Origin of the sequence: Arthrobacter sp. UKPF54-2, assembly GCF_007858535.1 — a bacterium.
Classification (GTDB): domain Bacteria; phylum Actinomycetota; class Actinomycetes; order Actinomycetales; family Micrococcaceae; genus Arthrobacter.
Map to the genome: position 1 here is coordinate 2,410,053 of NZ_CP040174.1, position 25,650 is coordinate 2,435,702.

23 protein-coding genes and 1 tRNA gene are annotated in these 25,650 nt (G+C 67.5%); 23 read left to right on the plus strand and 1 reads right to left on the minus strand.

Annotated features, from left to right (window positions below; genetic code table 11):
* Positions 1-48 precede the first annotated feature (48 nt).
* Both E7Y32_RS11075 and E7Y32_RS11080 read left to right on the plus strand, forming a co-directional pair.
* Complete coding sequence (locus tag E7Y32_RS11075) at positions 49-1,029, plus strand: cation diffusion facilitator family transporter (RefSeq protein ID WP_146337162.1); 981 nt, start codon at positions 49-51, stop codon at positions 1,027-1,029.
* Between the two features lie 113 nt (positions 1,030-1,142).
* Positions 1,143-2,273, plus strand: a complete 1,131-nt coding sequence (locus E7Y32_RS11080) for an IS1249 family transposase (RefSeq protein ID WP_261382595.1) — start codon at positions 1,143-1,145, stop codon at positions 2,271-2,273.
* Positions 2,274-2,373: 100 nt separating this feature from the next.
* Here the strand turns inward: E7Y32_RS11080 and E7Y32_RS11085 are convergent.
* A tRNA-Arg gene (locus tag E7Y32_RS11085) sits at positions 2,374-2,449 on the minus strand.
* A gap of 136 nt (positions 2,450-2,585) precedes the next feature.
* Here E7Y32_RS11085 and argS point away from each other — a divergent pair.
* The 21 genes from argS to E7Y32_RS11190 all read left to right on the plus strand — a co-directional run bounded on the left by argS (position 2,586) and on the right by E7Y32_RS11190 (position 25,606).
* The gene (argS, locus tag E7Y32_RS11090; RefSeq protein WP_146337163.1) at positions 2,586-4,250 is read left to right on the plus strand and encodes an arginine--tRNA ligase; all 1,665 of its coding nucleotides are present in this window, start codon (positions 2,586-2,588) and stop codon (positions 4,248-4,250) included.
* A 5-nt stretch (positions 4,251-4,255) separates the two neighbouring features.
* Positions 4,256-5,725: a diaminopimelate decarboxylase gene (gene lysA / locus E7Y32_RS11095; protein ID WP_146337164.1), complete on the plus strand. Its 1,470-nt coding sequence runs from the start codon at positions 4,256-4,258 to the stop codon at positions 5,723-5,725.
* Positions 5,726-7,060 (plus strand): homoserine dehydrogenase, encoded by a 1,335-nt coding sequence (locus E7Y32_RS11100; RefSeq protein WP_146337165.1) that lies wholly within the window; start codon positions 5,726-5,728, stop codon positions 7,058-7,060. It abuts the gene before it with no gap.
* Complete coding sequence (gene thrC, locus E7Y32_RS11105; RefSeq protein WP_146337166.1) at positions 7,061-8,167, plus strand: threonine synthase; 1,107 nt, start codon at positions 7,061-7,063, stop codon at positions 8,165-8,167.
* A 2-nt stretch (positions 8,168-8,169) separates the two neighbouring features.
* Positions 8,170-9,156, plus strand: coding sequence for a homoserine kinase (gene thrB / locus E7Y32_RS11110; protein ID WP_146337167.1), 987 nt, complete (start codon positions 8,170-8,172; stop codon positions 9,154-9,156).
* 309 nt (positions 9,157-9,465) lie between these two features.
* Positions 9,466-11,553 carry a transcription termination factor Rho gene (gene rho / locus E7Y32_RS11115; protein WP_146337168.1) on the plus strand — a complete coding sequence of 696 codons (2,088 nt, stop codon included), beginning with the start codon at positions 9,466-9,468 and terminating at the stop codon, positions 11,551-11,553.
* Between the two features lie 188 nt (positions 11,554-11,741).
* On the plus strand, positions 11,742-12,815 hold the full coding sequence (gene prfA / locus E7Y32_RS11120; RefSeq protein WP_146337169.1) for a peptide chain release factor 1: 1,074 nt from the start codon (positions 11,742-11,744) through the stop codon (positions 12,813-12,815).
* Positions 12,816-12,848: 33 nt separating this feature from the next.
* Complete coding sequence (prmC, locus tag E7Y32_RS11125) at positions 12,849-13,745, plus strand: peptide chain release factor N(5)-glutamine methyltransferase (RefSeq protein ID WP_146337170.1); 897 nt, start codon at positions 12,849-12,851, stop codon at positions 13,743-13,745.
* Positions 13,742-14,536, plus strand: coding sequence for an L-threonylcarbamoyladenylate synthase (locus tag E7Y32_RS11130; protein WP_146337171.1), 795 nt, complete (start codon positions 13,742-13,744; stop codon positions 14,534-14,536). The genes prmC and E7Y32_RS11130 overlap by 4 nt, the downstream gene beginning before the upstream one ends.
* A 1-nt stretch (position 14,537) precedes the next feature.
* Positions 14,538-15,449: a glycosyltransferase gene (locus E7Y32_RS11135; RefSeq protein WP_146337172.1), complete on the plus strand. Its 912-nt coding sequence runs from the start codon at positions 14,538-14,540 to the stop codon at positions 15,447-15,449.
* A gap of 6 nt (positions 15,450-15,455) precedes the next feature.
* Entirely contained in the window at positions 15,456-16,415 is a 960-nt protein-coding gene (locus tag E7Y32_RS11140) for a glycosyltransferase (RefSeq protein WP_146337173.1), read from the plus strand.
* Positions 16,416-16,514: 99 nt separating this feature from the next.
* A complete protein-coding gene (locus E7Y32_RS11145) occupies positions 16,515-18,383 on the plus strand; it encodes a nucleoside-diphosphate sugar epimerase/dehydratase (protein WP_146337174.1) in 1,869 nt (622 codons plus the stop codon).
* Positions 18,383-19,405 (plus strand): glycosyltransferase family 4 protein, encoded by a 1,023-nt coding sequence (locus tag E7Y32_RS11150; protein WP_261382626.1) that lies wholly within the window; start codon positions 18,383-18,385, stop codon positions 19,403-19,405. The genes E7Y32_RS11145 and E7Y32_RS11150 overlap by 1 nt, the downstream gene beginning before the upstream one ends.
* A 79-nt stretch (positions 19,406-19,484) precedes the next feature.
* A complete protein-coding gene (locus E7Y32_RS11155) occupies positions 19,485-19,970 on the plus strand; it encodes a hypothetical protein (RefSeq protein WP_146337176.1) in 486 nt (161 codons plus the stop codon).
* Positions 19,963-20,292 (plus strand): hypothetical protein, encoded by a 330-nt coding sequence (locus E7Y32_RS11160; protein WP_146337177.1) that lies wholly within the window; start codon positions 19,963-19,965, stop codon positions 20,290-20,292. Before E7Y32_RS11155 ends, E7Y32_RS11160 begins: the two co-directional genes overlap by 8 nt.
* 91 nt (positions 20,293-20,383) lie before the next feature.
* On the plus strand, positions 20,384-21,184 hold the full coding sequence (atpB, locus tag E7Y32_RS11165; protein ID WP_146337178.1) for a F0F1 ATP synthase subunit A: 801 nt from the start codon (positions 20,384-20,386) through the stop codon (positions 21,182-21,184).
* An 80-nt stretch (positions 21,185-21,264) separates the two neighbouring features.
* Positions 21,265-21,483, plus strand: a complete 219-nt coding sequence (atpE, locus tag E7Y32_RS11170) for an ATP synthase F0 subunit C (RefSeq protein ID WP_003804776.1) — start codon at positions 21,265-21,267, stop codon at positions 21,481-21,483.
* A 53-nt stretch (positions 21,484-21,536) separates the two neighbouring features.
* On the plus strand, positions 21,537-22,088 hold the full coding sequence (locus E7Y32_RS11175) for a F0F1 ATP synthase subunit B (RefSeq protein WP_146337179.1): 552 nt from the start codon (positions 21,537-21,539) through the stop codon (positions 22,086-22,088).
* Positions 22,088-22,915: a F0F1 ATP synthase subunit delta gene (locus E7Y32_RS11180; protein WP_146337180.1), complete on the plus strand. Its 828-nt coding sequence runs from the start codon at positions 22,088-22,090 to the stop codon at positions 22,913-22,915. The genes E7Y32_RS11175 and E7Y32_RS11180 overlap by 1 nt, the downstream gene beginning before the upstream one ends.
* Positions 22,916-22,998: 83 nt before the next feature.
* Positions 22,999-24,636 carry a F0F1 ATP synthase subunit alpha gene (atpA, locus tag E7Y32_RS11185; RefSeq protein ID WP_146338542.1) on the plus strand — a complete coding sequence of 546 codons (1,638 nt, stop codon included), beginning with the start codon at positions 22,999-23,001 and terminating at the stop codon, positions 24,634-24,636.
* A gap of 76 nt (positions 24,637-24,712) precedes the next feature.
* Entirely contained in the window at positions 24,713-25,606 is an 894-nt protein-coding gene (locus E7Y32_RS11190; protein WP_146337181.1) for a F0F1 ATP synthase subunit gamma, read from the plus strand.
* Positions 25,607-25,650: the final 44 nt, after the last annotated feature.

Sequence of the window (25,650 nt, forward strand, 5' to 3'; positions counted from 1 at the left end):
GCCGCGGCGGGGGACACGCTGAGCCCGCCGGTTGGATACGGTAGGCCCATGGCGCAATCGGAGAAGCGGAAAAAGCCCGGCTCGACCCTGCTGACGGTGATCATCGCGTTCGCGGCGAACTTCCTCGTGGCGGCGGCGAAAACGGTGGCGGCGCTCCTGACCGGGTCGGCCTCGATGACGGCCGAGGCAGCGCACTCCTGGGCGGACACCGGAAACCAAGTGTTCTTGTTTTTCGCCGAACGGCGCTCGGCCCGGCCGCGGGACAAGAGCCACCCGATGGGCTACGGCCGGGAAGCGTACGTGTGGTCGATGTTTGCTGCGTTCGGCCTCTTCACCGCCGGCGCGGTGGTCTCGATCATGCACGGCATCCAGCAGCTCATCGCCCCGGAACCCGCCGCCGACTTCGCCGTCGCGTACGTGGTCCTGGCCGCCGCCTTCGTGTTCGAAGGGATCTCCTTCGCCCAGGCGTTCCGCCAGACCCGGAAGGCGGCCCACCAGCTGGACCGGCACACCCTGGAGCAAGTCCTGATCAGCTCCGACCCCACCCTCCGCGCCGTGTTCGCGGAGGACGCCGCGGCCCTGATCGGCCTGGTAGTCGCGTTTGCCGGGGTCTTCCTTCACCAGGTCACCGGCTCGCCGGTGCCGGACGCGGTGGGCTCCATCATCGTCGGCGTGCTGCTGGCAGTCGTCGCTGTGGTGCTGATCGACCGCAACCGGCGCTTCCTGGTGGGCCAGGGCGTCACCCCGGACATCGAACGGTCCATGGCCCGGCGGGTGCTGGAACACCGCGAGATTGCCCGGCTTACGTACCTGCACCTGGAATTCGTCGGACCGCGCAAGCTCTACCTCGTCGCCGCCGTCGATCTGCAGGGCGACCACCCGGAACACGAAGTGGCAGTGGCGCTGCGCCGGATCGAGCGCGAACTCGAGGACCACGAGACGGTGGAGGAAGCCGTGCTGACCCTGGCCACCCCGGACGAGGCAGCCCTGGACTTCGACGCGGAGCAGGGCCGCGCCGGGGGGTTATAGGACAAAATGTGTGTCTGCGTGAGGCCTGCTTCCTAGTGCCGGGGCGGTAATGCGGGGTTTGCTATGCCCTGAGACTCGTAGTTGTGGCTGGTGCTGGGAATTCCTCGCGTTGTGTGCTCTGTGGTTCTGGACTCAAGCGGAACGGTAAGACCTCCGCCGGGCGGACCCGGTGGAGATGTACGGGGTGCGGTGCGAGCAGCACCAGGACCCGGCCCGATGTGGAACGCCGGGCCCAACTGGGCGCCTTTCTCGGCTGGCTCATGGGCAAGAGCTCCCAGGTCGAGTGTGTCCGGGAAGGCGCCGACCGGTCCTTCCGCCGCCGGACGGGCTGGTGCTGGAATATCGCCCCACAGATTCCCGTCACCGGCGAGGTCCACGACCAGATCCAGGTCGACGGGATTTACGTCGGCTCGTGGTGCTGCCTGATCGCGGTCGCCGGCGATTACGTCCTCGGGTGGCAATGGTGCGACACCGAGAAAAAGGCTGCGTGGGCGGCCCTGCTGGCAAGGTTCCCCGCGCCCACGGTCGTGATCACCGACGGCGGCGCCGGGATTGCCGCCGCCCTGTCTGAATGCTGGTCCGAGACCGCGGTCCAGCGCTGCCAGGTGCACGTCCAACGCAACGTCCGCACCTACCTGACCGGCCGGCCCAGAACCGAGGCCGGCAAAGCGCTCCTGCGCCTTGGCCGTGCCCTGACCAGAATCACCACGGCGACCGAAGCCGCGGCCTGGCTCGGAGGCCTGAACGACTGGTATCAGGACCACGGGCACCTCGTCCGGGCCAGGACCTACCGCAACGGCACCGCCCTCGTGCCGGGATGGGTGCGGGCAAACCAAAGCTGGTGGTTCACCCACGACCGGCTGCGCAAGGCCTACCGGCTCCTCGAACGCCTCAGCCGGGCCGGGACTCTCTTCACGTACCTGCGTGCCGAACACGCCGGGCTCAACATTGCACCCACAACCAACCGAATCGAAGGCGGCACGAACGCCCAGCTCCGTCTAATCCTCCGGGCCCACCGCGGGATGAGCGAAGAGCACCAAAAGCGCGCCATCGAGTGGTACCTCTACCTCCACAGCGAAAACCCGCTACCGCCGGCCGAGCTGATCGCGGCGCACCACTACGAGCTCCCGCGGCCGAAGCGAACGGTGATCACGGACGGTACTCCGGGCCCGGAACGTTATAGCGCCGGTCTCAGCGCCGAAGAAGGCCTCTGGGCCAGAAAAGGCTGGGCAGGACGCACCTAACACGCCCGAAAAAGACACACATTTTGTCCTATAACCCGCGCCGGGGCCTGAACCCGGAACGCAAAACCCCGCCGTTTCGCTGAAACGGCGGGGTTTTCGTTGGTGCCCTCGATAGGATTCGAACCTACGACCTTCTGCTCCGGAGGCAGACGCTCTATCCCCTGAGCTACGAGGGCAATCAGGGATCCTGCCGTGACCGGCGGGACGTCCTAGAGCTTAGCAGGAAGGTGGGCTCCAACGGAAAACCGTCGCGGGGAGAAGATGAAGGCCGGAAAATTCCGCCGGACTGCGGGCCCCCGGTAGGCTGGAACCGTGACCCCAGAAGAACTCTCCCTCGCCATATCCGCCTGCCTGAAGGACGCCGTCGCCGCCGGCGAAATCGCCCTTGCCACCGCCGACGTACCGGACGCGGTGCGCGTGGAACGGCCCAAGAACAGGGAGCACGGCGACTGGGCCACCAACATCGCCCTCCAGCTCGCCAAACCCGCCGGGACCAACCCGCGCCAGCTCGCCGGGCTGCTCAGTGAGCGGCTGGCGGCCATCGAGGGCGTCTCCGCCGTCGACATCGCAGGACCCGGCTTCCTGAACATCACCGTCGATGCGGCGGCCGCCGGCGCGCTCGCCAAGGCCATCGTCGAGGCGGGCGCCGCCTACGGGACCAACACCACGCTCGCAGGCCGCACGGTCAACATGGAGTTCGTCTCGGCCAACCCCACCGGCCCCCTGCACATCGGCCACACCCGCTGGGCCGCCCTGGGCGACTCGATCGCGCGCGTGCTCCGGGCCTCCGGCGCGGACGTCACGGCGGAGTACTACATCAACGACGCCGGCTCGCAGATGGACGTCTTCGCGCACTCGGTGCTGTCCCGGCTGCACGGCCGCGGCGTCCCGGAGGGCGGCTACCCGGGCGAATACATCGCCGACCTAGGCCACGAGGTGCTGACCCAGCACCCGGACATCCGCGAACTCACCGACGTCGCGGCGCTCCCGGTGATCCGCGGCGCCGCCTACAAGGCCCAGCTCAAGGACATCCAGCAGACGCTCGCTGAGTTCGGCGTCGAGTTCGACGTCTTCTTCTCCGAGCAGGAACTGCACGACGCCGGCGCCATCGCGGACGCCGTCGCCCGGCTCCGGGAACAGGGCCACGTGTACGACGACGGCGGTGCGGTCTGGCTGCGCACCACCGACTTCGGCGATGACAAGGACCGCGTGATGATCCGCGCGAACGGCGAACCGACGTACTTCGCCGCCGACGCCGCCTATTACCTGTCCAAAAAGGACCGCGGCTTCACCGAGAAGATCTACCTGCTCGGCGCGGACCACCACGGCTACATCAACCGGCTCAAGGCGATCGCGGCCGCCGCGGGGGACGACCCCGAGGCCAACATCGAGGTGCTGATCGGCCAGCTCGTCTCCGTCAACGGCGCCAAGCTCTCCAAGCGGGCCGGCAACATCATCGAGCTCAAGGACCTGATCTCCTGGCTGGGCAAGGACGCCGTCCGGTACTCCCTGGCCCGCTTCCCGGCCGACTCGCCGCTGACCCTGGATCCGGAACTGCTGAAGAAACACAGCAACGAGAACCCGGTGTTCTACGTCCAGTACGCGCACGCCCGCTCCCGCGGCGCAGCGCGCAACGCCGTGGCCGCCGGGGTGGAGCGCCAGGTGGACGGCCAGGACAGCTTCGACGCCGCGCTCCTGGACCACGCGACCGAAAACGAGCTGCTCTCGCACCTGGGCAGCTACCCCTCGATTGTGGCCAAGGCCGCCGAGCTGCGCGAACCGCACCGCGTCGCACGCCACCTGGAGGTCATTGCCGGCGCCTACCACCGCTGGTACGACGCCTGCCGTGTCGCGCCGCTGGGCGAGGAAGCCATCACGGACCTGAACCGCACCCGGCTCTGGCTCAACGATGCCACCAGCCAGGTGCTGGCCAACGGACTGGAACTGCTGGGCGTTTCGGCGCCGGAACGGATGTGACCGCCATGACCGCGAACCCCGACAACTCCTCGAAGGCCTCCCCGCTCGCCCCGGACTGGCTGGCTGTGCCGGCAGACCTCAACGCCCTGCACCCGCCGATGTGGGCCGCCGGGGTGGAACGCAACGACGGCGGCGAGCTCGCCATCGACGGTATCCCGGTCAGCGAACTGCAGCGGCAGTTCGGCACCCCGCTGTTCGTGATGAGCGAGACCGACTTCCGCGCCCGCGCCCGCGCGTTCCAGGACGCCTTTAATGAGGCCTTCGCGGACATCTGCGGGGGAGTGGACGTCTACTACGCCGGCAAGTCGTTCCTGTGCACCGCCGTCGTCCGCTGGGTCGAGGAGGAGGGCCTCCGGCTCGACACCGCCTCCGGCGGGGAGCTGGCCGTCGCGGCCAGCGCGGGCATTCCCGGTGCCGCCCTCGCGCTGCACGGCAACAACAAGTCCGACGGCGAGATCCACCGCGCCCTGGACATGGGGCTGGGCCGGATCGTGGTGGACAGCCTCGCCGAGCTGGAGCGGGTGGCCGCGATCGCGGCGAACCGCGGCGAAACGGCGAAGGTCATGCTGCGGCTGACCCCCGGCGTGCACGCGCACACCCACGAATTCATCGCCACCGCGCACGAGGACCAGAAGTTCGGCCTCTCGATGGCCGGCGACTCGACCGAGCAGGCCGGGCTGTCCGCCGCCGAGGAGGCCGTGGCCGCCGCCGCCGCGCACGAGAGCATCGAGCTGCTGGGCCTGCACTGCCACATCGGCTCGCAGATCTTCGAACCCGACGGCTTCGCGCTTGCCGCGGAGAAGCTGCTCGACTTCCTGGCAGCGATGCAGGCCAAGTACTCGATCGTGCTGCCCGAACTGGACCTGGGCGGCGGCTACGGCATCGCCTACACCCCGGTGGACACCCCGCGCCCGCCGGCGGAGATCGCACAGGCGATGGCCGCCGTCGTCCGGGCCAAGGTGGCCGAACTGGGCATCACCGCGCCGCGGATCTCGATCGAGCCGGGCCGCGCGATCGTGGGTACCAGCACCTTCACGCTCTACGAGGTGGGCACCTTGAAGACCGTCCGGGTCGATGCCCCGGCCGAAAACGCGGCGGAAAACGTTACGTATCCCCGGCGGTATGTGTCGGTGGACGGCGGCATGAGCGACAACGCCCGCCCGGTGCTGTACGACGCGGATTATTCCGCGATTCTGGCCTCCCGCGCGTCCGGCGCCGCCCCGCAGCTGTCCCGAGTGGTGGGCAAACATTGCGAGAGCGGCGACATAGTTGTTAGAGATGTATATCTGCCCGAGGACGTGGCAGCCGGTGATCTGCTCGCTGTACCGGGGACCGGCGCCTACTGCTGGGCCCTCTCAAGCAACTACAACTATCTGGCCCGGCCGGGCGTTGTCGCGGTACGCGATGGATCAGTCCGGCTCATTGTCCGCGGCGAAACCGAACAAGATCTGCTGAACCGCGACATGGGAGTCTGAATGACGGAAATGCGAACCCTGAAAGTGGCCCTGCTGGGCTGTGGCAACGTTGGGGCCCAGGTTGCGCGGATTCTCATTGACGACGCCGGGATGCTGGCCTCGCGGGCCGGCGCCCGCCTGGAACTGGCCGGCATCGCGGTGCGCGACGTCGACGCCCCCCGCGACGTCGACCTGCCGCGCGAGCTGTTCACCACCGACGCCGACGCCCTGGTCAGGGACGCGGACCTGGTGATCGAACTGATGGGCGGGATCGAGCCGGCCCGCACCCTGATCCTGGCCGCCATGCGCAACGGCGCCTGCGTCATCACCGGGAACAAGGCGCTCGTGGCCAAGGACGGCCCCACCCTGCACGAAGAAGCGGACAAGGCCGGCGTGCAGCTGTCCTACGAAGCCGCCGTCGCCGGCGCCATCCCCATCCTGCGGCCCATCCGGGACAGCCTCTCCGGCGACCGGATCACCCGGGTGCTGGGCATCGTCAACGGCACCACCAACTTCATCCTGGACCAGATGGACACCACCGGCGCGCAGTTCGCGGACGCCCTGGCCGAGGCCCAGCGGCTCGGCTACGCGGAAGCCGACCCGACCGCCGACGTGGAAGGCCACGACGCCGCCTCCAAGGCCGCGATCCTCGCCTCCTTGTCCTTCCACACCCGCTTCGCCCTCGAAGACGTCTACTGCGAGGGGATCAGTTCCGTCACGGCCGCGGACATCGCCGCGGCCAAGGACGCCGGTTTTGTCATCAAGCTGCTGGCGATCGCGGAGAAGCTGGGGGCCGAAGGCACAAAGACAGGCACAAAAACAGACGCCGGGGTCTCGGTGCGCGTGCACCCGACGCTGCTGCCGCGCGAACACCCGCTCGCCGCGGTCCACGGCGCGTTCAACGCCGTCTTCATCGAGGCGGAAAATGCCGGCGAACTGATGTTCTACGGCCAGGGCGCCGGCGGGAAGCCGACGGCGTCGGCCGTGATGGGCGACCTTGTCTCCGCGGCCCGCAGCCTTGTCCTGGACGGCCCCGGCCGCGCCGAGACCACCACCGGCCAGGTCCCCGCGGCGCCCATCAGCGCGGCGGTCACCAGCTACTACATCGGCCTCGACGTCGCGGACCAGCCCGGCGTCCTGGCCCGGATCGCGCAGCTCTTCGCCGAACACGGTGTGTCCATCGAAACCATGCGGCAGACCATCCACCGGGATTCCGGCTCACAGACGGAGTCGGCGGAACTGCGGATCGTCACGCACCGCGCGAGCGAAGCCGCACTGGCAGCAACCGTCCAGGCCGTGAAGGGCCTGGACGTCATCAACACCGTCACATCCGTACTGCGGGTAGAAGGGGTCTAAGTGGCTCACCAATGGCGCGGGGTCATCCGCGAATACGCTGAACGCCTGCCGGTCACCGAGGCCACCAAGGTCATCACCCTGGGCGAGGGCGGCACCCCGCTGGTGCACGCGCAGAAGCTCTCCGAGCTCACCGGCTGCACCGTCTACCTCAAGGTCGAGGGCATGAACCCGACCGGATCCTTCAAGGACCGCGGGATGACCATGGCCATGACGGCCGCCGTCGCCTCCGGCGCCAAGGCCGTGGTCTGCGCCTCCACCGGCAACACCTCCGCCTCGGCGGCGGCGTACGCCACCTCGGCCGGGCTGCAGTGCGCCGTCCTGGTGCCCGAGGGCAAGATCTCGATGGGCAAGCTCAGCCAGGCGATTGCGCACGGGGCCACTCTGCTGCAGGTCGACGGCAACTTCGACGACTGCCTCGACATCGCGCGCAAGCTGGGGGAGTCCTACCCGGTGTTCCTGGTTAACTCGGTCAATCCAGCCCGGATCGAGGGGCAGAAGACCGGCGCGTTCGAGGTTGTTGACTCCCTCGGCGACGCGCCGGACATCCACGTGCTTCCGGTCGGCAACGCCGGCAACATCAGCGCGTACTGGAAGGGCTACAAGGAGTACGCGGCACCCTACGAATCCGCCACGGCCGGAACCCTGGCCGCCGTCGCCACGAAGACCCCGGTGATGTGGGGCTTCCAGGCCGCCGGCGCCGCCCCGTTCGTCGCCGGCCACCCGATCACCGAGCCGGACACCATCGCCACCGCCATCCGGATCGGCAACCCGGCCTCCTGGGATACCGCCGTCGCCGCCCGTGAGGAATCCGGCGGCGTGATCGAGGCCGTCACCGACGACGAAATCCTCGCCGCGCACCGCTGGCTTTCCGCCCGCGAGGGTGTCTTCGTCGAACCCGGCTCCGCCGCCGGCGTCGCCGGGCTGATCAAGAAGCACGCAGCCGGCGAGGTCCCATCCGGCAAGACCATCGTCATCACGGTCACCGGCCACGGCCTGAAGGACCCGCAGTGGGCCCTGCGCACCGAGGACGGCGCTGAGGTGCAGCCGGTCAAGGTCGCCAACGACGTCGTCACGGTGGCAGCCGAACTGGGACTGGAAGAAAAATAGCCGTGGAAACCACCCTCACCGTCCCGGCCGAATCGCCCGCCGACACGCCGGCGGTTCCGGCGGGGCAGGTCGTCACCGTCCGGGTACCGGCCACCAGCGCCAACCTGGGCCCCGGCTACGACAGCCTGGGGCTGGCGCTCTCGCTGCACGACACGCTTACGGTGGAGACCCTCGCCAGCGGCGAACTGGAGTTCGAGCTCAGCGGCGAGGGCGCGGACACGCTGCCTCGCGACGCGAGCCACCTGGTGGCGAGGGCCCTCACCGAGGCGCTGCACCTGCTCGGCTTCCGGCACGAGGGACTGCGGATCACGGCGGACAACGTCAACCCGCACGGCCGCGGGCTCGGGTCCTCCGCGGCCGCCGTGGTGGCCGCCGCCACCGCCGCGAACGCCCTGGTCCCCGCGGAGTCCCGGCGCGGCAAGGACTGGATCCTGCAGTTCACCTCAAGGCTTGAGGGCCACCCGGACAACGTGGCACCGGCCATTTTCGGCGGACTGGCGCTGTCCTGGCAGGACAGTGACCAGTACAGCAGCACCTGCGCCACGGTCGACCCTGCGATCATTCCGGTGGTCGCCGTTCCGGACTTCGAGCTGTCCACCGAGGCCGCGCGGGCCTTGCTGCCGGCCTCCGTGGGGCACCACGCCGCGGCCATGAACTCCGGACGCGCTGCCCTGCTGATCCACGCCCTGACGCGGAAGCCCGAATTCCTGCTGCCCGGCACTGAGGACTACCTGCACCAGAGCTACCGGGCCCAGGCCATGCGGCCCAGCGCCGAGCTGATTGCCGCGCTGCGGCGCGCCGGCCACGCCGCCGTCGTCTCCGGCGCGGGACCCACCGTGCTGGTCCTGGCCGCGGGAGAAAACGAAGCGGCCGACGTCGTCGAGGCCATCGGCACTTTCACCGCCGCCAACACGCCGGAGGTTGCCTGGCGTGTGATGAAGCTGGCTGTGGACACTGAAGGTGCTAAAGTGGAAGTGCACCGGCGGTAATCACGCAAGCTTTTTCTAAGACCGCGATGTTGGCCAAGTTGCCTCTCTCATCTTTCACTGCGCAATATTTTCCGGTGCCACCTGCTTTCGGTCTGACGCAGGAAGCTGCAGAATTCCTCTGTACCCCCTGATATGTCAGCCGGCCGTTCCTCAATTCCGGAGCGTGACCTGGTGTAGCAGTATCCGGCCCTGCCGGCCGAAATCCAACCGGCAAGGCCGAAATCCCGGCTGCAGATCTGAACTGCAGCCCAGATCAAATCACCGCGTCCAGCTCCTAGCCTGGACGCCGTCGAGGGGGAAGGATCCTTCGTGACCGAAACCACTGAGCTGTCTTCAGCTGTGGAAACATCATCTTCTGCTGCCGCATCGGCAGCACCCGCCAAGAGCAGCGGCCTCGCGGGCCTCAAGCTCGCCCAGCTCCAGGCCCTGGCCAGCCAGCTGGGAATCTCCGGGGGCTCCCGGATGCGCAAGGGCGATCTGGTGACCGCTATTTCCGCCCACCGCGCCGGCACCCCTGTCAGCAAGGCACCCGCCCGCGCCGCCGAAAAGGCGAGCGACAACGGCACCGTGGCGCACGCATCGGCTTCGGCCGCCGCGCCGGCAGCCGCAGCAGCCGAGGCTCTGGCCCAGGAGAACCCGCGGGCCCGGACCCGGGGCCGCAGCCGCCGCGCCGGCAGCGACGGCGTCGTCACCACCCCCGCCGCCGAGGCACCCGCCGCCGCGCAGGTTGAGGCACCGTCCGCCCCCGCTGACGCGGCTCCGGCAGAGCAGGGCGCAGAGTCCAGCGACCGCACCCGCCAGCCGCGGACCCGCAACCGCCGCCGCGGCGAGGCCGCCGGCCAGACCGAAGCCCCCGCCGAGGCCCCGGCCGAGCAGGCATCCGGCGAACAGCGCCAGGAACGCCAGTCCGAACAGCGCCAGCCCGAGCAGGGCAGCGACGACGGCCAGCGCCGCGAGAACACCCGCGGCCGGGACAACAGCCGCGACAACGCCTCGGGCAACCGCGACAACACCCGCGACAGCGCCCGCGATAGCGACGACAATGACGGCGGCAGCCGCCGCAACCGCCGCAACCGCCGGGACCGGAACGACCGCAACGACCGTTCCGGCGGCCAGGACAACCGCGACAACAGCTCGCGCAACGACCGCTTCCGCGACCGCAACGAACGCCGCCGCGGCCGCTCCCAGGGTCCCGACGTCGACGACGTCGAGGTCACCGAGGACGACGTCCTGCTGCCGGTCGCCGGCATCCTGGACGTGCTGGAGAACTACGCGTTCATCCGCACCTCGGGCTACCTGCCGGGCCCGAACGACGTCTACGTCTCCCTCGCCCAGGTCAAGAAGTACAACCTGCGCAAGGGCGACGCCGTCGTCGGCGCCATCCGCGCGCCCCGTGAGGGCGAGTCCCAGCAGAGCAACCAGCAGCAGTCCGCGCGCCAGAAGTTCAACGCCCTGGTCCGCGTCACCTCGGTCAACGGCAAGACCCCCGAGGAGCTCAAAGACCGGGTCGAGTTCGCGAAGCTCGTCCCGCTGTACCCCTCCGAGCGCCTGCGCCTCGAGACGGACCCCAAGAAGATCGGCCCCCGCGTCATCGACCTGGTGGCCCCGATCGGCAAGGGCCAGCGCGGCCTGATCGTTTCCCCGCCGAAGGCCGGCAAGACGCTCATCCTGCAGTCCATCGCCAACGCCATCACCACCAACAATCCTGAGGTCCACCTCATGATGGTGCTCGTTGACGAACGCCCCGAAGAAGTCACGGACATGCAGCGCACCGTCAAGGGCGAGGTCATTGCCTCCACGTTCGACCGTCCCGCCGACGACCACACCACCGTGGCCGAGCTTTCCATCGAACGCGCCAAGCGCCTCGTGGAAATGGGCATGGACGTTGTGGTGCTCCTCGACTCGATGACCCGCCTGGGCCGTGCCTACAACCTGGCGGCTCCGGCCTCCGGGCGCATCCTCTCCGGCGGCGTCGACTCCGCGGCGCTGTACCCGCCGAAGCGCTTCTTCGGTGCAGCCCGCAACATCGAAAACGGCGGCTCGCTGACCATCCTGGCCACCGCGCTCGTCGAGACCGGTTCCAAGATGGACGAGGTCATCTTCGAAGAGTTCAAGGGCACCGGCAACATGGAACTGCGCCTGTCCCGCCAGCTCGCGGACAAGCGCATCTTCCCGGCCGTGGACGTCAACGCGTCCGGCACCCGCCGCGAAGAGAACCTGCTTTCCCCCGAGGAAGTCAAGATCATGTGGAAGCTGCGCCGCGTCCTCTCCGGACTCGAAACGCAGCAGAGCCTTGAGCTGCTGACCAACAAGATCCGGGAGACCCAGAGCAACGTCGAGTTCCTCATGCAGGTGCAGAAGACGACGCTTGGTGCGAAGTCCGATAACGACAAGTAGCGTCGCGTAACCGCTCAAAAATTGGCGGCCCCGCCCCTCCGCCGGGCGGCCCACGATCTGCGATCGTGAGCCGTCCGGCTACGGCAGGCCCGAAGCCACTCCCTGGCCGCCAATTTTTCGAGCGGTTGTTGGTTTAAGAGGACCCACCCGCAGTAACTAGACTTGTAAGAGTCGAAAGAGGTTTTGAAATGTTTGAGTCCGTACAGGGCCTGTTGGATGAGCATGACTCCATTCAGGCGCAGTTGGGGGATCCTGCTGTTTATGCTGACCAGAAGCTGGCCCGGAAGCTGGGGCGGCGTTCGGCGCAGTTGAATGGCATTGTGGAGGCCTACCACCGCTGGGAGGGCATCCGCGACGACCTGGCCGCGGCCAAGGAAATGGCCGCGGAGGATTCCGAGTTCGCGGCCGAGGTGCCCGAGCTCGAGGCTGCCCTGGAGACGGCGGCGGCCAAGCTGCGCCGCCTGCTGATCCCGCGCGACCCGGACGACGCCCGCAACGTGATCCTCGAGGTCAAGGGCGGCGAGGGCGGCGACGAGGCTGCCCTGTTCGCCGGGGACCTGCTGCGTATGTACACACGGTATGCGGAATCCCGCGGCTGGAAGACTGAACTCATCTCGGCCACCGAATCGGACCTGGGCGGCTACAAGGACGTCCAGATGGCCGTCAAGGGAACCTCCAACGACCCCGCCGAGGGCGTCTACGCGCGGCTCAAGTTCGAAGGCGGCGTGCACCGCGTCCAGCGCGTCCCCGTCACCGAGTCGCAGGGCCGCATCCACACCTCGGCCGCCGGCGTGCTGGTGCTTCCCGAGGTGGACGAGCCCGAAGAACTCGAGATCAACCAGAACGACCTCAAAATCGACGTCTACCGTTCCTCCGGCCCCGGCGGCCAGTCGGTCAACACCACCGACTCGGCCGTTCGCATCACCCACCTGCCCACCGGCATCGTCGTGGCGATGCAGAACGAGAAGTCCCAGCTGCAGAACCGTGAAGCGGGCATGCGCGTGCTGCGCGCCCGGATCCTGGCCCACCAGCAGGAGCAGATCGACGCCGAGAACTCGGCCCAGCGCAAGTCGCAGATCCGCACCATGGACCGCTCCGAGCGCATCCGCACCTACAACTACCCGGAAAACCGGATCGCCGACCACCGCACCGGCTACAAGGCGTACAACCTGGACCAGGTCATGAACGGCGACCTGGAGCCGGTTATCCAGTCCGCCATCGAGATGGACGAACAGGCCCGCCTCGACGCCATCGGCGACTAGCGCGCACGCGCGCGTCGATGACATCTGAGCCTGATGATTCCTGATTCTGCTCCACGCCTCGCGGACGCGGTCCGCGAGGCCACGGCCGTGCTCGCCGCCGCCGGCGTGCCCAGTCCGAAGGTCGATGCCGAACTGCTCGCCGGCCACCTGCTGGGCGTGGGCCCGGGCCGGGTGCGGGCCATGGTGCTCGGCGACACGCCGGCGCCGGCCGGCTATGCCGAACTGGTGGCCGAGCGCGCGCAGCGCATCCCGCTGCAGCACATCACGGGCGTGGCGCACTTCCGCTACCTCGAACTCGAGGTGGGCCCCGGCGTGTTTATCCCGCGGCCCGAAACCGAGTCCGTGGTCCAGCTCGTGATCGACTGGCTCAAGGACCGGGGATCGGCGCACCCCAAGGTGGTGGACCTGGGCACCGGCTCCGGCGCGATCGCCGGTTCCGTCGCGCACGAAGTCCCCGGCGCCGAGGTCCATGCCGTGGAATTCAGCGAGTTCGCGCACGCCTGGGCGGCGAGGAACCTCCTGCCGCTGGGCGTGCGCCTGGTCCGCGGCGACCTGCGGGACGCGCTGCCCGAGCACAACGGAACGTTCGACGTCGTGGTGTCCAATCCGCCCTATATCCCCGCCGAAGCCGTCCCCAACGAACCCGAAGTGGCGCTGCACGATCCGCCCGAGGCGCTGTACGGCGGGGGAGCGGACGGCATGGAGCTCCCCGCGGCGGCCGCCGCGTCCGCGGCGAGGCTGCTGGTTCCCGGCGGCTACTTTGTGATGGAACACGCCGAGGTCCAGGCCGGCTGGATTGCCGCGATGCTGGAGCGCTCCGGCCTCTGGTCCTCAGTGACCACCCATCTGGACCTCAACGGCCGCGAACGTGCCACCAGCGCCGTGCGCCGGCCTGCCCCCACCCGCAGTGATGAAAGGATGTCCCAGTGACGACCAGCTACGATTGCGCCGATGCAGCCCAGCGAGCCGCCGGACTTGAACACGCCCAGCGGGCAATCCGGGACCACAAGTGCGTGGTGCTCCCCACCGACACCGTGTACGGAATCGCCGCGGATGCGTTCTCCCCGCAGGCTGTGACGCTGCTGCTCGCCGCCAAGGGCCGGGGCCGGACCATGCCGCCGCCGGTGCTCATCCCGCGCCTGAACGCCCTCGACGGCCTCGCCACCGACGTGTCCGCGGAGGCGCGCCAACTGGCCGAGGCGTTCTGGCCCGGCGGACTGACCCTGATCCTGCACGCCCAGCCCTCGCTGGACTGGGACCTGGGCGAGACCAAGGGCACCGTGGCCCTCCGGCTCCCCGCCGACGACGTCGCCCAGGACCTGCTCACCCTCACCGGACCGCTCGCGGTGTCCTCCGCGAACCGGACCGGCCAGCCCGCCGCGCAGAGCGCCGCCGACGCCGAGGCGCAGCTGGCGGAGTCGGTGGAGGTCTACCTGGAGGGCGGCCACCGGCCGGTCGAGGGCGACGGCGCCGAACCATCCACCATCATCGACGCGACGGCCCTCCCGCTGCGTGTGGTCCGCCAGGGTGCCATCAGCCTGGAGCGCCTGCGCGAAGTCGTGCCGGGCGTCCTCGGTGCCGGCGAAGAGCCGCCGGCCGAGCCTGCCGCAGCGCCGGCCGAGAATTCGGCGGAGCCTGCCGAGGCTCCCGCCGATCCCGCCGATCCTGCCGGGCCCGGCGACTCCGCCGGCTCGGCCCCCGACGATTCCCCAAGGAACTGACATGCAGCCCAAAGTCGCCGTCGCGGCCGTAACCTTTGACCGCCACGAGGAACTCGCCCTGCTGCTGAAGGGCCTGGCGGATCAGACCGCCCCGATCCACTCGGTCGCGCTCGTCGACTCCGGCACCGTGCCCGCCACCGGCGTCGTCGAGGCGCAGGGTGCGGAGAACATCAATTACCTGCGCTCCGAGGCGAACCTCGGCGGGGCCGGTGGCTTTGCGTACGCGATCCTCGCCGCCATGGCCAGCGGCGCCGAGTGGATCTGGATGATGGACGACGATGGCCACCCCGAGGACGCCAGCTGCCTCGCCGAACTGCTCAAGACCGCCGAAGAGCACGGACTGGACATCGTGAGCCCGCTGGTCGCCGCCACCGCCGACCCCAACCGGCTCTCCTTCAACTTCCGGATCAACGGGCTGCTGACCAACGACCGCTCGCGGCTGGCTCCGATGGGCTACCTCCCGGACATGGTGCACTTCTTCAACGGCGCGCTGATCCGCACCGAGGTCTTCTACAAGATCGGCATCCCCGACGTGAAGTTCTTCATCCGCGGAGACGAAGTCGACTTCCTCTCGCGGGTGAAAAAGGCCGGGCTGAAGTACGGCACGCTGGCCACCGTGGCGGTGCAGCACCCCGCCACCTGGACCGAGATGAAGCCGGTCTTCGGCGGCTTTATCACCCCGGTCATCCCCGAGGGCGAGTTCAAGCGCTACTGCTACTTCCGCAACCGGGGCTACCTCACCCGCAAGTACCGGAACCTGCGCTGGTTCGGTGCGGACATCGTCGGCTTCCCCTACTACTTCCTCAAGACCGGCGACCTCAAGGGCCTCGCGCACTGGTTCCGCGCCTACTCAACCGGGTTCCGCGGCAAGGGCTTCGGCTCGCCCGCGCAACTGATGTCCACCAACAGCTAGGCCGCCGTGGAGAACCTGTACGCCGTCGTCGTCACGTACAACCGCGCCGATTACCTGCGCAACCTGCTCGATTCCTTTGCCCGCCTCGGCACCGGTCCGGCGCGGATCATCGTGGTGGACAACGCCAGCGGCGACCACACGGCCGACGTCGTCGCCGCGGCACTGGCCGCCGGCCAGCCGATCGACTACGAGCGATTGGACGAGAACGTCGGCGGCGCCGGCGGGTTCTCCCGCGGCGTCGAGCTCGCCCTCGGCCGCGGCGCGGAGTGGCTGTGGCTGATGGACGACGACGTCGAGGTGCTCCCCGGCGCGGTGGAGGCACTGGCAAAATTCACGCCGGAGTATTCCTGCCTGATCGGCCGCCGCTACGACGCCGACGGCAAGCCCTTCTTCTGGCAGCACCATTTTGTGGAGGCACTGGGGGTCTTCCTGCCGGTCTCCCGCGACGTTTTCGCACACTCCGAGGTGTTCCGCACCAACGTCGGAAACTTCGAAGGCATGCTGATCAAGGCGTCGGTGGCGCGCAGCATCGGGCTGCCGGACCCGCGCTTCTTCATCACCTGGGACGATCTGATCTACGGCTGGCTCGCCGCGCAGCAGACCCCGGTGGTCTACGTCAACGCCTTCGTGATCAAAAAGGTCCGCGCACAGCGCCAGGTGGACCTCGGCCTGCGCCACCTCAACGATTCCTCGGACCTGAGCCGCCGCTACGTGATGCGCAACCGTGGCCACGTCGCGCAGTACCTCCGGGCCCACGGCAAGTTCCACCGGCTTGGCTTCGGGGCCGGGACGGCGCTGACCTTCCTGAAGGAAATCGCCCGCCTGGTCCTCGTCGAACGGACCCTGAAGGGGACCGGGGCGCTCTGGCGCGGCTGGCGGGAATCCCGCGCCATCCTCGCCGACAGCGGCTGGAAACCCATGCCGCCGCTGCCTGCGGACCCGGGCAGCGGACGCGAAAGAGATTAGTATCGTTCTAGGCCCCGACGCCGTCCGACAGTTGCGACGGGGCAGTTTTTGAAACAGGCGCATGGCCGCCGTGGTAGTGGAAGTCGGTTGCAATCTCTCTTGACTACGAAATCTGAAGCGCGCGAATCTGCCGCACAACGGGACGAGAAGCCCGCCCTCTGGATCTGGATCCAGCTGTTCCTCGACTCCATGTCGTGGATCGTGGCGATCGTCCTGGCCCTGCTGCTGCGCTACGAGATGGGCATCCGCGCGGAGCAGTTCGCCGGCGCTTTCGTCATCGCCGCCATCGCCGTAGTCGCCCAGATGCTCGCCGGCTATGCCCTGGCCCTGTACCGGGGCCGCTACCCGTTCGGCAGCTTCCAGGAGGCCAGGGCCCTCGTCTTCGTCACCGTGATTGTGGCCGCCTCGATCACCGTAAGCCTGCTGGTGCTCTACGAGGCCATCAACATCGGCCGCAGCGTCGGCCTGATCGCCTTCCCCTTCGCCTGCCTCTTTATGGGCGCGGCCCGCTACGCGAAACGGCTCTACGTCGAGGGCAAGACCCGTCCCGGCGACGAAGCGCAGAACACCCTGATCTACGGCGCGGGCTTCCTGGGCAACTCGCTGCTGACCCGCATGCTGCAGGACCCGGAGTCCCCGTATTTTCCGGTGGGCCTGATCGACGACGACCCGGCAAAGAAGCACCTGCGCCTCTCCGGAGTCCAGGTCCTCGGCCGGGGCGAAGACCTCCCGGCGATCATTCGCCGGACCCGCGCGAGGGTGCTGGTGCTGGCGTTCGCCAACGTCGAGGCGCCGGTGGTGCGCCGCATCTCGGACGCCGTGGCCGGCCTGAACATCCGCGTCCTCGTGCTGCCTCCGCTGCGGGACATGCTCGGCGGGGGCGCCCCCGACGGTTTCTCCGACTTCCGCGACGTCGCGGTCGAGGACCTGATCGGCCGCCGGCCGGTCGACATCAAGGTCGACGAAATCGCCGGCTACATCAAGGACAAACGCGTCCTCGTGACCGGCGCCGGCGGCTCGATCGGCTCCGAACTCTGCCGCCAGATTGTGCAGTTCGCCCCGGCGGAACTGATCATGCTCGACCACGACGAGACCGGCCTGCAGCATACCCAGATCTCCATCACCGGCCGCGGCCTGCTGGCAGGCCGTGACACCGTGCTGGCCAACATCCGCGACGGCGAAGCGCTGCAGGAGATCTTCGAGGACCGCCGCCCCGAGGTGGTGTTCCACGCGGCCGCGCTCAAGCACGCGCCGCTGCTCCAGCAGTACCCGGTCGAAGCGTGGAAGACCAACGTCTGCGGCACCCTGAACGTCCTGCGCGCCGCCCAGCGGGCCGGCGTCTCGCACTTCGTGAACATCTCCACCGACAAGGCCGCCAACCCCACCACGGCCCTGGGCCACTCCAAGCGCGTCGCGGAGAAATTGACCGCCTGGATGGCCGGCCAGACCGGCAGCAAGTTCGTCTCGGTCCGCTTCGGCAATGTGATGGGCAGCCGCGGCTCCATGCTTCCCCTCTTCACCGAGCAGATCCGGGTGGGCGGGCCCGTCACGGTCACCGACCCCGATGTCACCCGTTTCTTTATGACGATTCCCGAGGCCTGCCAGCTGGTGATCCAGGCCGGCGCAATCGGCGCGGGCGGCGACGTGATGATCCTGGACATGGGCGAGCCGGTGCGGATCCTTGACGTCGCCCAGCGGATGATCGCCATGTCCGGCAAACAGGTCGAGATCATCTACACCGGACTGCGGCCGGGGGAGAAGCTGCATGAGGAACTCGTCGGCACCGGCGAGTTGGACCAGCGGCCCCTGCACCCGAAGATTTCCCACACCCGGGCATCCCAGCAGGACCCGGACAAGCTTGACCTCAATGTTTGGCTGGCCCGCTGCGAGGCGGAACAGGGCGCCAGCATCGCCGACATCCCCGACGACGAGGCCGACGAAGCGGGCGAGATCCGGGTGGCGTCGTGATGCCGCTGGCCGTGGTGGCCGGGATCACGCTCCTGGCCAGCCTGCTCCTTCCCCTGGCGGTGAAGCCCTGGCTGGTCCGGATGGGCGTAGTGGACGTGCCCTCCGCCCGTTCCTCGCACCACAAGGCAACGATCCGCGGCATGGGCGTGGCCACGGCCCTGGCCACCGCCGCGGGATACCTGGCCGCGGTGATGCTCGGCGTCGTCACGGTGGACCGTTCGCTGTTCGCCGCGGTGCTGGCGATCATCGCTGCGTGTTCGGCCGTGGGCTGGATCGAGGACCTGCGGGGCCTGTCCATCCGGGGCCGCGCCGTTGCCCAGCTCGGCATCGGGGCCGCGGGCTCCGCGGCGCTGATCGCGCTGACCGGGCAGTCCTTCTGGTGGCTTCCGCTGGCCGCCGTGGCGATTGCGGCCTACGTCAACATTGCGAACTTCATGGACGGCATCAACGGGATCTCCGGCCTGCATGGGGTCACCGCCGGCGGTGCCTACGCGGTGGCCGGCCTGCTCTCCGACCAGCCCTGGCTGACCGCCGGCGGCGCGGTGCTGGCGATGTCCTTCCTTGGCTTCCTGCCGTGGAACCTCGGCCGCGGATCGGTTTTCCTCGGCGACGTCGGCAGCTACCTGCTGGGCTCCTCGATTGCCGCCCTTGCCGTGGCGGGATTCCTGTCCGGCGTCTACGTCGAGTATGTGCTCACGCCGATCCTGGTCTACGCCGCGGACACCGGCTACACCCTGCTGCGCCGGATCAAGGCGGGGGAGCGGTGGTACGCGTCCCACCGCGAGCACGTCTACCAGCGGCTCACCGACGTCGGGTTCACGCACCTGCAGTCGGCCGCCCTGGTCACGGTGTGCACCGCGGCCGTGATTGTCCTCGGATTCATCGCCGCCACCGCGCCGCTGCCCACCGTCGCCCTGTGCGTGGCCGGGAGCCTGCTGATCCTCGTCCTGTACCTGGCCTCCCCGGACCTGATCCGCCGGTTCCGGCGCCGTTCGAAGGTCACCCGCATCCCCGTGGCCTAGCCGTGTTCTATCTCGTGTAGAATTCAGGGGCGGCATCTCGCCGCCCACCGCCCTTGCCACCACCGACGATTGGGATCCCATGAGCTCCAACGCCGAGTCCGGACGTACGTCCGGCACCGGACCCGTTGGCGCTTCCGGCCCCACCACGTCGCTGTGGCTGCGGCTGCTCGCCATCAGCGCGGCGGCCGCCGGGGGAGCCCTCCTGGTGACTTCGGCCCTCGCCTTTGTGTTCAACGGCGGCTTCGGGGCCCTGTCGAGCCTCTTCGGAGGCGCGCTGGTGATGGCCTTCTTCGCGATCAGCCTGGCGATCGGCCACTTCGTCGGACGCAACAACCCGTCCGGAGCGATCGGCCTGTTCGTCGCCACGTATTTCGTGAAGGTCGTCGGTTTCGCCGTGGTGCTGTTTGTCATCGGCGCCCCCGGCTGGCTGCACGAACGCTGGTTCCTGATCGGCGCCGTCGTCTGCGTTGTCGCCTGGCAGGCAGCCGAGATCATCGGCTTCGGCCGGGCCCGGCTGCAGATCTACAACGACCCCGACTCCACGGAAGGCGGCACGCATGCCTAGCCGCAAAGACCGCGAGCAGAACACCCCCAAAACGCCCCGCAGCACGGGCGGCGCCCCCGGCGTGTCGCAGGACGGCAACGACGGCGGATACAACGCCGGGATCGCCGTCTTCAGCTACATTGTTGGCGGAATCATCGTCTGGAGTTTGATAGGGTGGGGTCTGGATAATCTGTGGGGAACCCGCTGGATTGTGCTCGCAGGCGCCCTGCTTGGAGCTGCGGGAGGGTTCTATCTTTCTCATATGCACGGCCTCACCAGTCACCGAAATCCGGCTGGTGGAGACGGCGCTGCAGGTGGCCCGTCCAAGGACGCGGAACAGTAATGCCAAAAAATTTCAGAGGGGGAAAGGCTGACAATTACGTCGCCGCTCCCCGCCCAACGCCCAATGATGGACACTGCAGAGAGGAAACGCGTTGATCGCGCTTGCGCTCCCGGCCCAAGATTCAGGAGAGTTCACTCCTCCTGGAATTGAACAAATGCACCTGCCGGCTATCCTGCCCTGGGGTGCGGCCGAAGGATTCTCCAAGCAGATGCTGCTGGTGATCCTCTCGGTCGTTATTATCGCCACATTCTTTGTGCTGGCTGCGCGTAAGCAGCAGCTCGTTCCCGGCAAGCTGCAGTTCGCCGGCGAGGCCGCCTACGGCTTCGTCCGCAACGGCATCGCCAAGGACATCATCGGCGGCAAAGATTTCATCAAGTACGTTCCGCTGCTGTTCAGCCTGTTCTTCTTCATCCTGGTGAACAACATCTACGGCGCGATCCCCGTGATCCAGCTCCCGAGCTTCTCGCACGTCGGCGGCGCCTACGTGCTCGCCGCGATCGTGTACGTCACCTGGATCGCGATCGGCATCAAGAAGAACGGCCTCAAGTACTTCAAGCTGGCCACCGTGCCGAGCGGCGTGCCGGTCTACATCCTCCCGATCGTCATCCCGATCGAGATCATCTCCAACTTCCTGGTCCGGCCCGTGACGCACAGCCTCCGTCTGTTCGCCACCATGCTGGCCGGTCACCTCATCGTGATGATCGCCGGTTCCGGCATCGAGTTCCTGGTCATGCAGGAGAATGTCCTGCTGAAGGGCGCCTCGGTCCTGGTCCTGGCCGGCTCGCTGGCGATGTACATGCTGGAGGCGCTGATCATGGCGCTGCAGGCGTACGTCTTCACGCTGCTGACCGCGATCTACATCGAAGGCGCACTGCACGCCGACAGCCACTAAGGCTCCCACAAACTTCCCCCCAGGGGGATGAAGCAACCCAAACAACCTGCCACACGGGTGGCATCTTGAAAGGAAGAAAAATGGAAGGCTCCATCAACGGCTCCCTCAACCTCATCGGCTACGGCCTCTCCGCCATCGGCGGTGGTATCGGTGTGGGTCTCGTGTTCGCTGCTTACATCAACGGCGTCGCACGTCAGCCGGAAGCTCAGCGCGTGCTGCAGCCGATCGCATTCCTCGGCCTTGCGCTGACTGAAGCCCTCGCCATCCTCGGCCTGGTCTTCGCATTCGTTCTCAAGTAAACCTTCAGAACCCAGCGAACATCCAGAACCGAGTAGATAAGGACGGGTGAAATATGAAGCAGCTGATCATCTCAGCCGCCACCGAGGGTGAAACCAACCCCCTCGTTCCCAACCCTTGGGAAATGTTTGTCGTCTTTGTAGGCTTTGCTGTCCTCCTGTTCATCGTGACGAAGTACGTGGTCCCGATGTTCGAGAAGAACTTCGCAGAGCGTGCCGAGGCGATTGAAGGCGGCATTGCCAAGGCCGAGAAGGCGCAGGCAGAAGCTTCTGCAGCACTCGAAGAGTACAAGCAGCAGCTCACGGACGCCCGCACCGAGGCCAACCGCATCCGCGAGGAAGCCCGTGCCGAAGGCGCCCAGATCCTGGCGGATCTGAAGGAGAAGGCAGCTGCCGAGTCTGCCCGCATCACCGCCCAGGCACACGCGCAGATCGAATCCGAGCGCCAGGCGGCCGTGGTGTCGCTCCGCGCAGAGGTCGGCACGCTGGCCACCACGCTGGCCGGCCGCATCGTTGGCGAAGCACTCACCGACGATGCACGTTCAGCCCGTGTGGTTGACCGCTTCCTGGCAGATCTGGAGAACCAGAACGCAGGTGCAGCTAAGTAATGGCAGGTGTATCGAGCGAATCGCTGACCGCGGCACTCGTCGCGTTGGAGGCCAAGCTTCCCAACGCCTCGCTGCAGTTGGCTAAGGAACTCTTCGGAATCCTGGGAACGGTGGACAGCTCGGCTGGCTTGCGCCGTGCCCTGACCGACCCGTCCCGCAGCGGTGACGAAAAGTCGGCGCTGGTCAAGCAGCTCTTCGGCGGAAAAGTCTCCGCCGACGCTGTGGAAATCGCGAGCAGGCTGGCCGGCTCACGCTGGGCGTCGGCGCGTGACATCGGCGATGCACTCGAGACTCTTGCCGCTTCGGTGGTAATTGCCGTTGCTGAAAACAAGTCGGCAGTCTCTGCCTCGGGCATCACCGGACTGGAAGCGCTGGAGAACGATCTGTTCGCCTTCAACCACGCCGTTGACGCCAGCCACGAGGTGCAGCGTGCCCTGTCCGAGCCGCAGGCGAGCCAGGCAGCCAAGGTTGCCCTCGCCGAGAAGCTCGTGCCCAGTGCAAGCGAGGAAGCGAAAGTCCTTATCGGACAGGCAGTCTCGCAGCCCCGCGGGCTCAAGGCCACCAAGCTCGTCAGCCGTTTTGCCGAGCTTGCCGCCAAGCGCCAGCAGCGCTGGATCGCCACGGTCAGCGTCACCCGTCCGCTGACGGAGGCCCAGACCAGTCGTCTGCAGGCAGGGCTCAATGCCCTGTACGGCCGCGAGCTCAAGATCAACATGAACGTTGACCCGGCACTGATCGGTGGCATCCGGATCCAGATTGGCGACGAAGTGGTTGACGCTTCGGTCCTCGCCCGCCTGGGCCAGCTCCACCGCCAGCTTGCTGGTTAGCCGGACAAGCACAACTTACCGACAAGAAACCCCGGTCATCGTGAGCAACGATGATCACGAAAACAGGAGAGCAGGGACTGCAGATGGCCGAATTGACCATCAACGCCGACGACGTCCGTAATGCGTTGAACGAGTTCGCGGCGTCCTACGAACCCGGAAACGCAGAGCGCGTAGAGGTTGGCCGCGTAACAACCGCAGGTGACGGCATCGCCCGTGTTGAGGGCCTTCCCTCGGTCATGGCGAACGAGTTGCTTCGTTTCGAAGACGGCACGCTGGGCCTGGCCCAGAACCTTGACGTCCGCGAGATCGGCGTGATCGTGCTCGGTGACTTCACCGGCATCGAAGAGGGCCAGGAAGTCCACCGCACCGGACAGGTTCTGTCCGTCCCGGTCGGCGACGCCTTCCTCGGCCGCGTGGTTGACCCGCTGGGCCAGCCCATCGACGACCTCGGCGAGATCAAGGCCGAGACCACCCGTGCCCTGGAACTCCAGGCGCCCGGCGTGACCCAGCGCAAGTCGGTCCACGAGCCGATGCAGACCGGGCTCAAGGCTATCGACGCCATGATCCCGATCGGCCGCGGCCAGCGTCAGCTGATCATTGGTGACCGCCAGACCGGCAAGTCCGCCATCGCGATCGACACGATCATCAACCAGAAGGCCAACTGGGCTTCGGGCGACGTGAAGAAGCAGGTCCGCTGCATCTACGTGGCCATCGGCCAGAAGGCCTCGACGATCGCTGCCGTGCGCCAGACCCTCGAGGACAACGGCGCGCTGGAATACACGACCATCGTGGCTTCCCCCGCCTCCGACCCCGCAGGCTTCAAGTACCTGGCACCGTACGCCGGCTCGGCCATCGGCCAGCACTGGATGTACGGCGGCAAGCACGTCCTCATCGTCTTCGATGACCTCTCCAAGCAGGCCGAAGCCTACCGCGCCGTGTCGCTGCTGCTGCGCCGCCCGCCGGGCCGCGAAGCCTACCCGGGCGACGTTTTCTACTTGCACTCCCGTCTGCTGGAGCGTTGTGCAAAGCTCTCCGACGAGCTCGGTGCCGGCTCCATGACCGGGCTGCCGCTGATCGAGACCAAGGCGAACGACGTGTCCGCCTACATCCCGACCAACGTCATCTCGATCACCGACGGCCAGATCTTCCTACAGTCGGACCTCTTCAACGCCAACCAGCGTCCCGCCGTCGACGTCGGCGTGTCCGTCTCCCGTGTTGGTGGCGCCGCGCAGGTCAAGTCCATGAAGAAGGTCTCCGGTACCTTGAAGCTGGAACTGGCCCAGTACCGGGACATGCAGGCCTTCGCCATGTTCGCCTCGGACCTCGACGCCGCCTCCCGCCAGCAGCTGACCCGCGGCGCACGCCTGATGGAACTGCTCAAGCAGGGCCAGTACTCGCCGTTCCCGGTCGAGGACCAGGTTGTCTCCATCTGGGCCGGCACCAACGGCTACCTCGACGACGTCCCGGTTGAAGACATCAACCGCTTCGAAACCGAGTTCCTGGAGCACCTCAAGCACAAGTCCTCCATCCTGACGACGCTGGCCCAGACCAACGTTATGGACGATGACACCGCTGAAGCGCTGAAGACCGCGATTGTGGACTTCAAGAAGGGCTTCTTCGGTCAGGGCGACAACCTCCTGGTCGGTGCGGGGCACGAGGAATACGCCCCGATCGACGAGGACCAGGTCGACCAGGAAAAAATCGTCAAGCAGAAGCGCTAGTTTCGCTGGCAGGGACTGCCGGGACCCCCGCGGGTTCCGGCAGTCCCGGCCACCGGGATCTTAGGAAAGGATAAGTATGGGAGCCCAGATTCGGGTCTACCGCCAGAAGATCAGCTCGACGACGTCGATGCGCAAGATCTTCAAGGCGATGGAACTGATCGCTACCTCGCGCATCGGCAAGGCCCGCGCACGCGTAGCGGCTTCACTGCCTTACGCAAACGCGATCACGCGCGCCGTTTCTGCTGTCGCAACTCAGAGCGAAATCGACCACCCGCTGGTTACCGAGCCGGAGCAGATCCGCCGCGCCGCCGTCCTGGTCATCACCTCCGACCGCGGCCTCGCAGGGTCCTACTCGGCGACGGTGCTCAAGCAGGCGGAAGGCCTCACCGAGCTGCTCCACGAAGAGGGCAAGGAAGTCAAGACGTACGTCATGGGCCGCAAGGCACAGGCATACTTCGAGTTCCGCAACCGCCCCTACGAGCGGGTGTGGACCGGCAACACCGACGCACCGCTGTTCGAGACGGCGCGGGAGGTCGGCGAAGCACTGCTGGCCGACTTCGCCACGGTCTACGAAGAGGGCGGCGTCGACGAGATCCACGTTGTCTACACCCGCTTCAAGTCCATGGTGACCCAGGAGCCGACGGTTGTCCGCCTGCTCCCGCTTGAGGTCGTCGAAGAGCAGGCTGCCTCCGAGTCGGAGCTCCTGCCGCTCTACGAATTCGAGCCGGAAACGGAGCAGGTCCTCGATGCCCTGCTGCCGCGCTACATCGAGTCACGCATCTTCGCCGCCATGTTGCAGGCAGCAGCTTCCGAGCTCGCCGCCCGCCAGCGTGCGATGAAGTCCGCCGGCGACAATGCCACGGAACTCATCAAGAAGTACACGCGTCTGCGCAACACTGCCCGCCAGGCTGAAATTACGCAGGAGCTTTCCGAAATCGTGGCAGGCGCCGACGCGTTGAACGCGTCCTAGCCGGCCCGCTACGGACCCAGCTGTACCTGCACCAAAGAACAAAC

Bases quoted from the DNA above. Each gene is read 5' to 3' on its own strand.
- E7Y32_RS11075 (WP_146337162.1), top strand. From the start codon at position 49: ATGGCGCAATCGGAGAAGCGGAAAAAGCCCGGCTCGACCCTGCTGACG.
- lysA (WP_146337164.1), top strand. From the start codon at position 4,256: ATGACCGCGAACCCCGACAACTCCTCGAAGGCCTCCCCGCTCGCCCCG.
- E7Y32_RS11100 (WP_146337165.1), top strand. From the start codon at position 5,726: ATGACGGAAATGCGAACCCTGAAAGTGGCCCTGCTGGGCTGTGGCAAC.
- prfA (WP_146337169.1), top strand. From the start codon at position 11,742: ATGTTTGAGTCCGTACAGGGCCTGTTGGATGAGCATGACTCCATTCAG.
- prmC (WP_146337170.1), top strand. From the start codon at position 12,849: ATGATTCCTGATTCTGCTCCACGCCTCGCGGACGCGGTCCGCGAGGCC.
- E7Y32_RS11135 (WP_146337172.1), top strand. From the start codon at position 14,538: ATGCAGCCCAAAGTCGCCGTCGCGGCCGTAACCTTTGACCGCCACGAG.
- E7Y32_RS11150 (WP_261382626.1), top strand. From the start codon at position 18,383: ATGCCGCTGGCCGTGGTGGCCGGGATCACGCTCCTGGCCAGCCTGCTC.
- E7Y32_RS11155 (WP_146337176.1), top strand. From the start codon at position 19,485: ATGAGCTCCAACGCCGAGTCCGGACGTACGTCCGGCACCGGACCCGTT.
- E7Y32_RS11160 (WP_146337177.1), top strand. From the start codon at position 19,963: ATGCCTAGCCGCAAAGACCGCGAGCAGAACACCCCCAAAACGCCCCGC.
- atpE (WP_003804776.1), top strand. From the start codon at position 21,265: ATGGAAGGCTCCATCAACGGCTCCCTCAACCTCATCGGCTACGGCCTC.
- E7Y32_RS11175 (WP_146337179.1), top strand. From the start codon at position 21,537: ATGAAGCAGCTGATCATCTCAGCCGCCACCGAGGGTGAAACCAACCCC.
- E7Y32_RS11180 (WP_146337180.1), top strand. From the start codon at position 22,088: ATGGCAGGTGTATCGAGCGAATCGCTGACCGCGGCACTCGTCGCGTTG.
- atpA (WP_146338542.1), top strand. From the start codon at position 22,999: ATGGCCGAATTGACCATCAACGCCGACGACGTCCGTAATGCGTTGAAC.
- E7Y32_RS11190 (WP_146337181.1), top strand. From the start codon at position 24,713: ATGGGAGCCCAGATTCGGGTCTACCGCCAGAAGATCAGCTCGACGACG.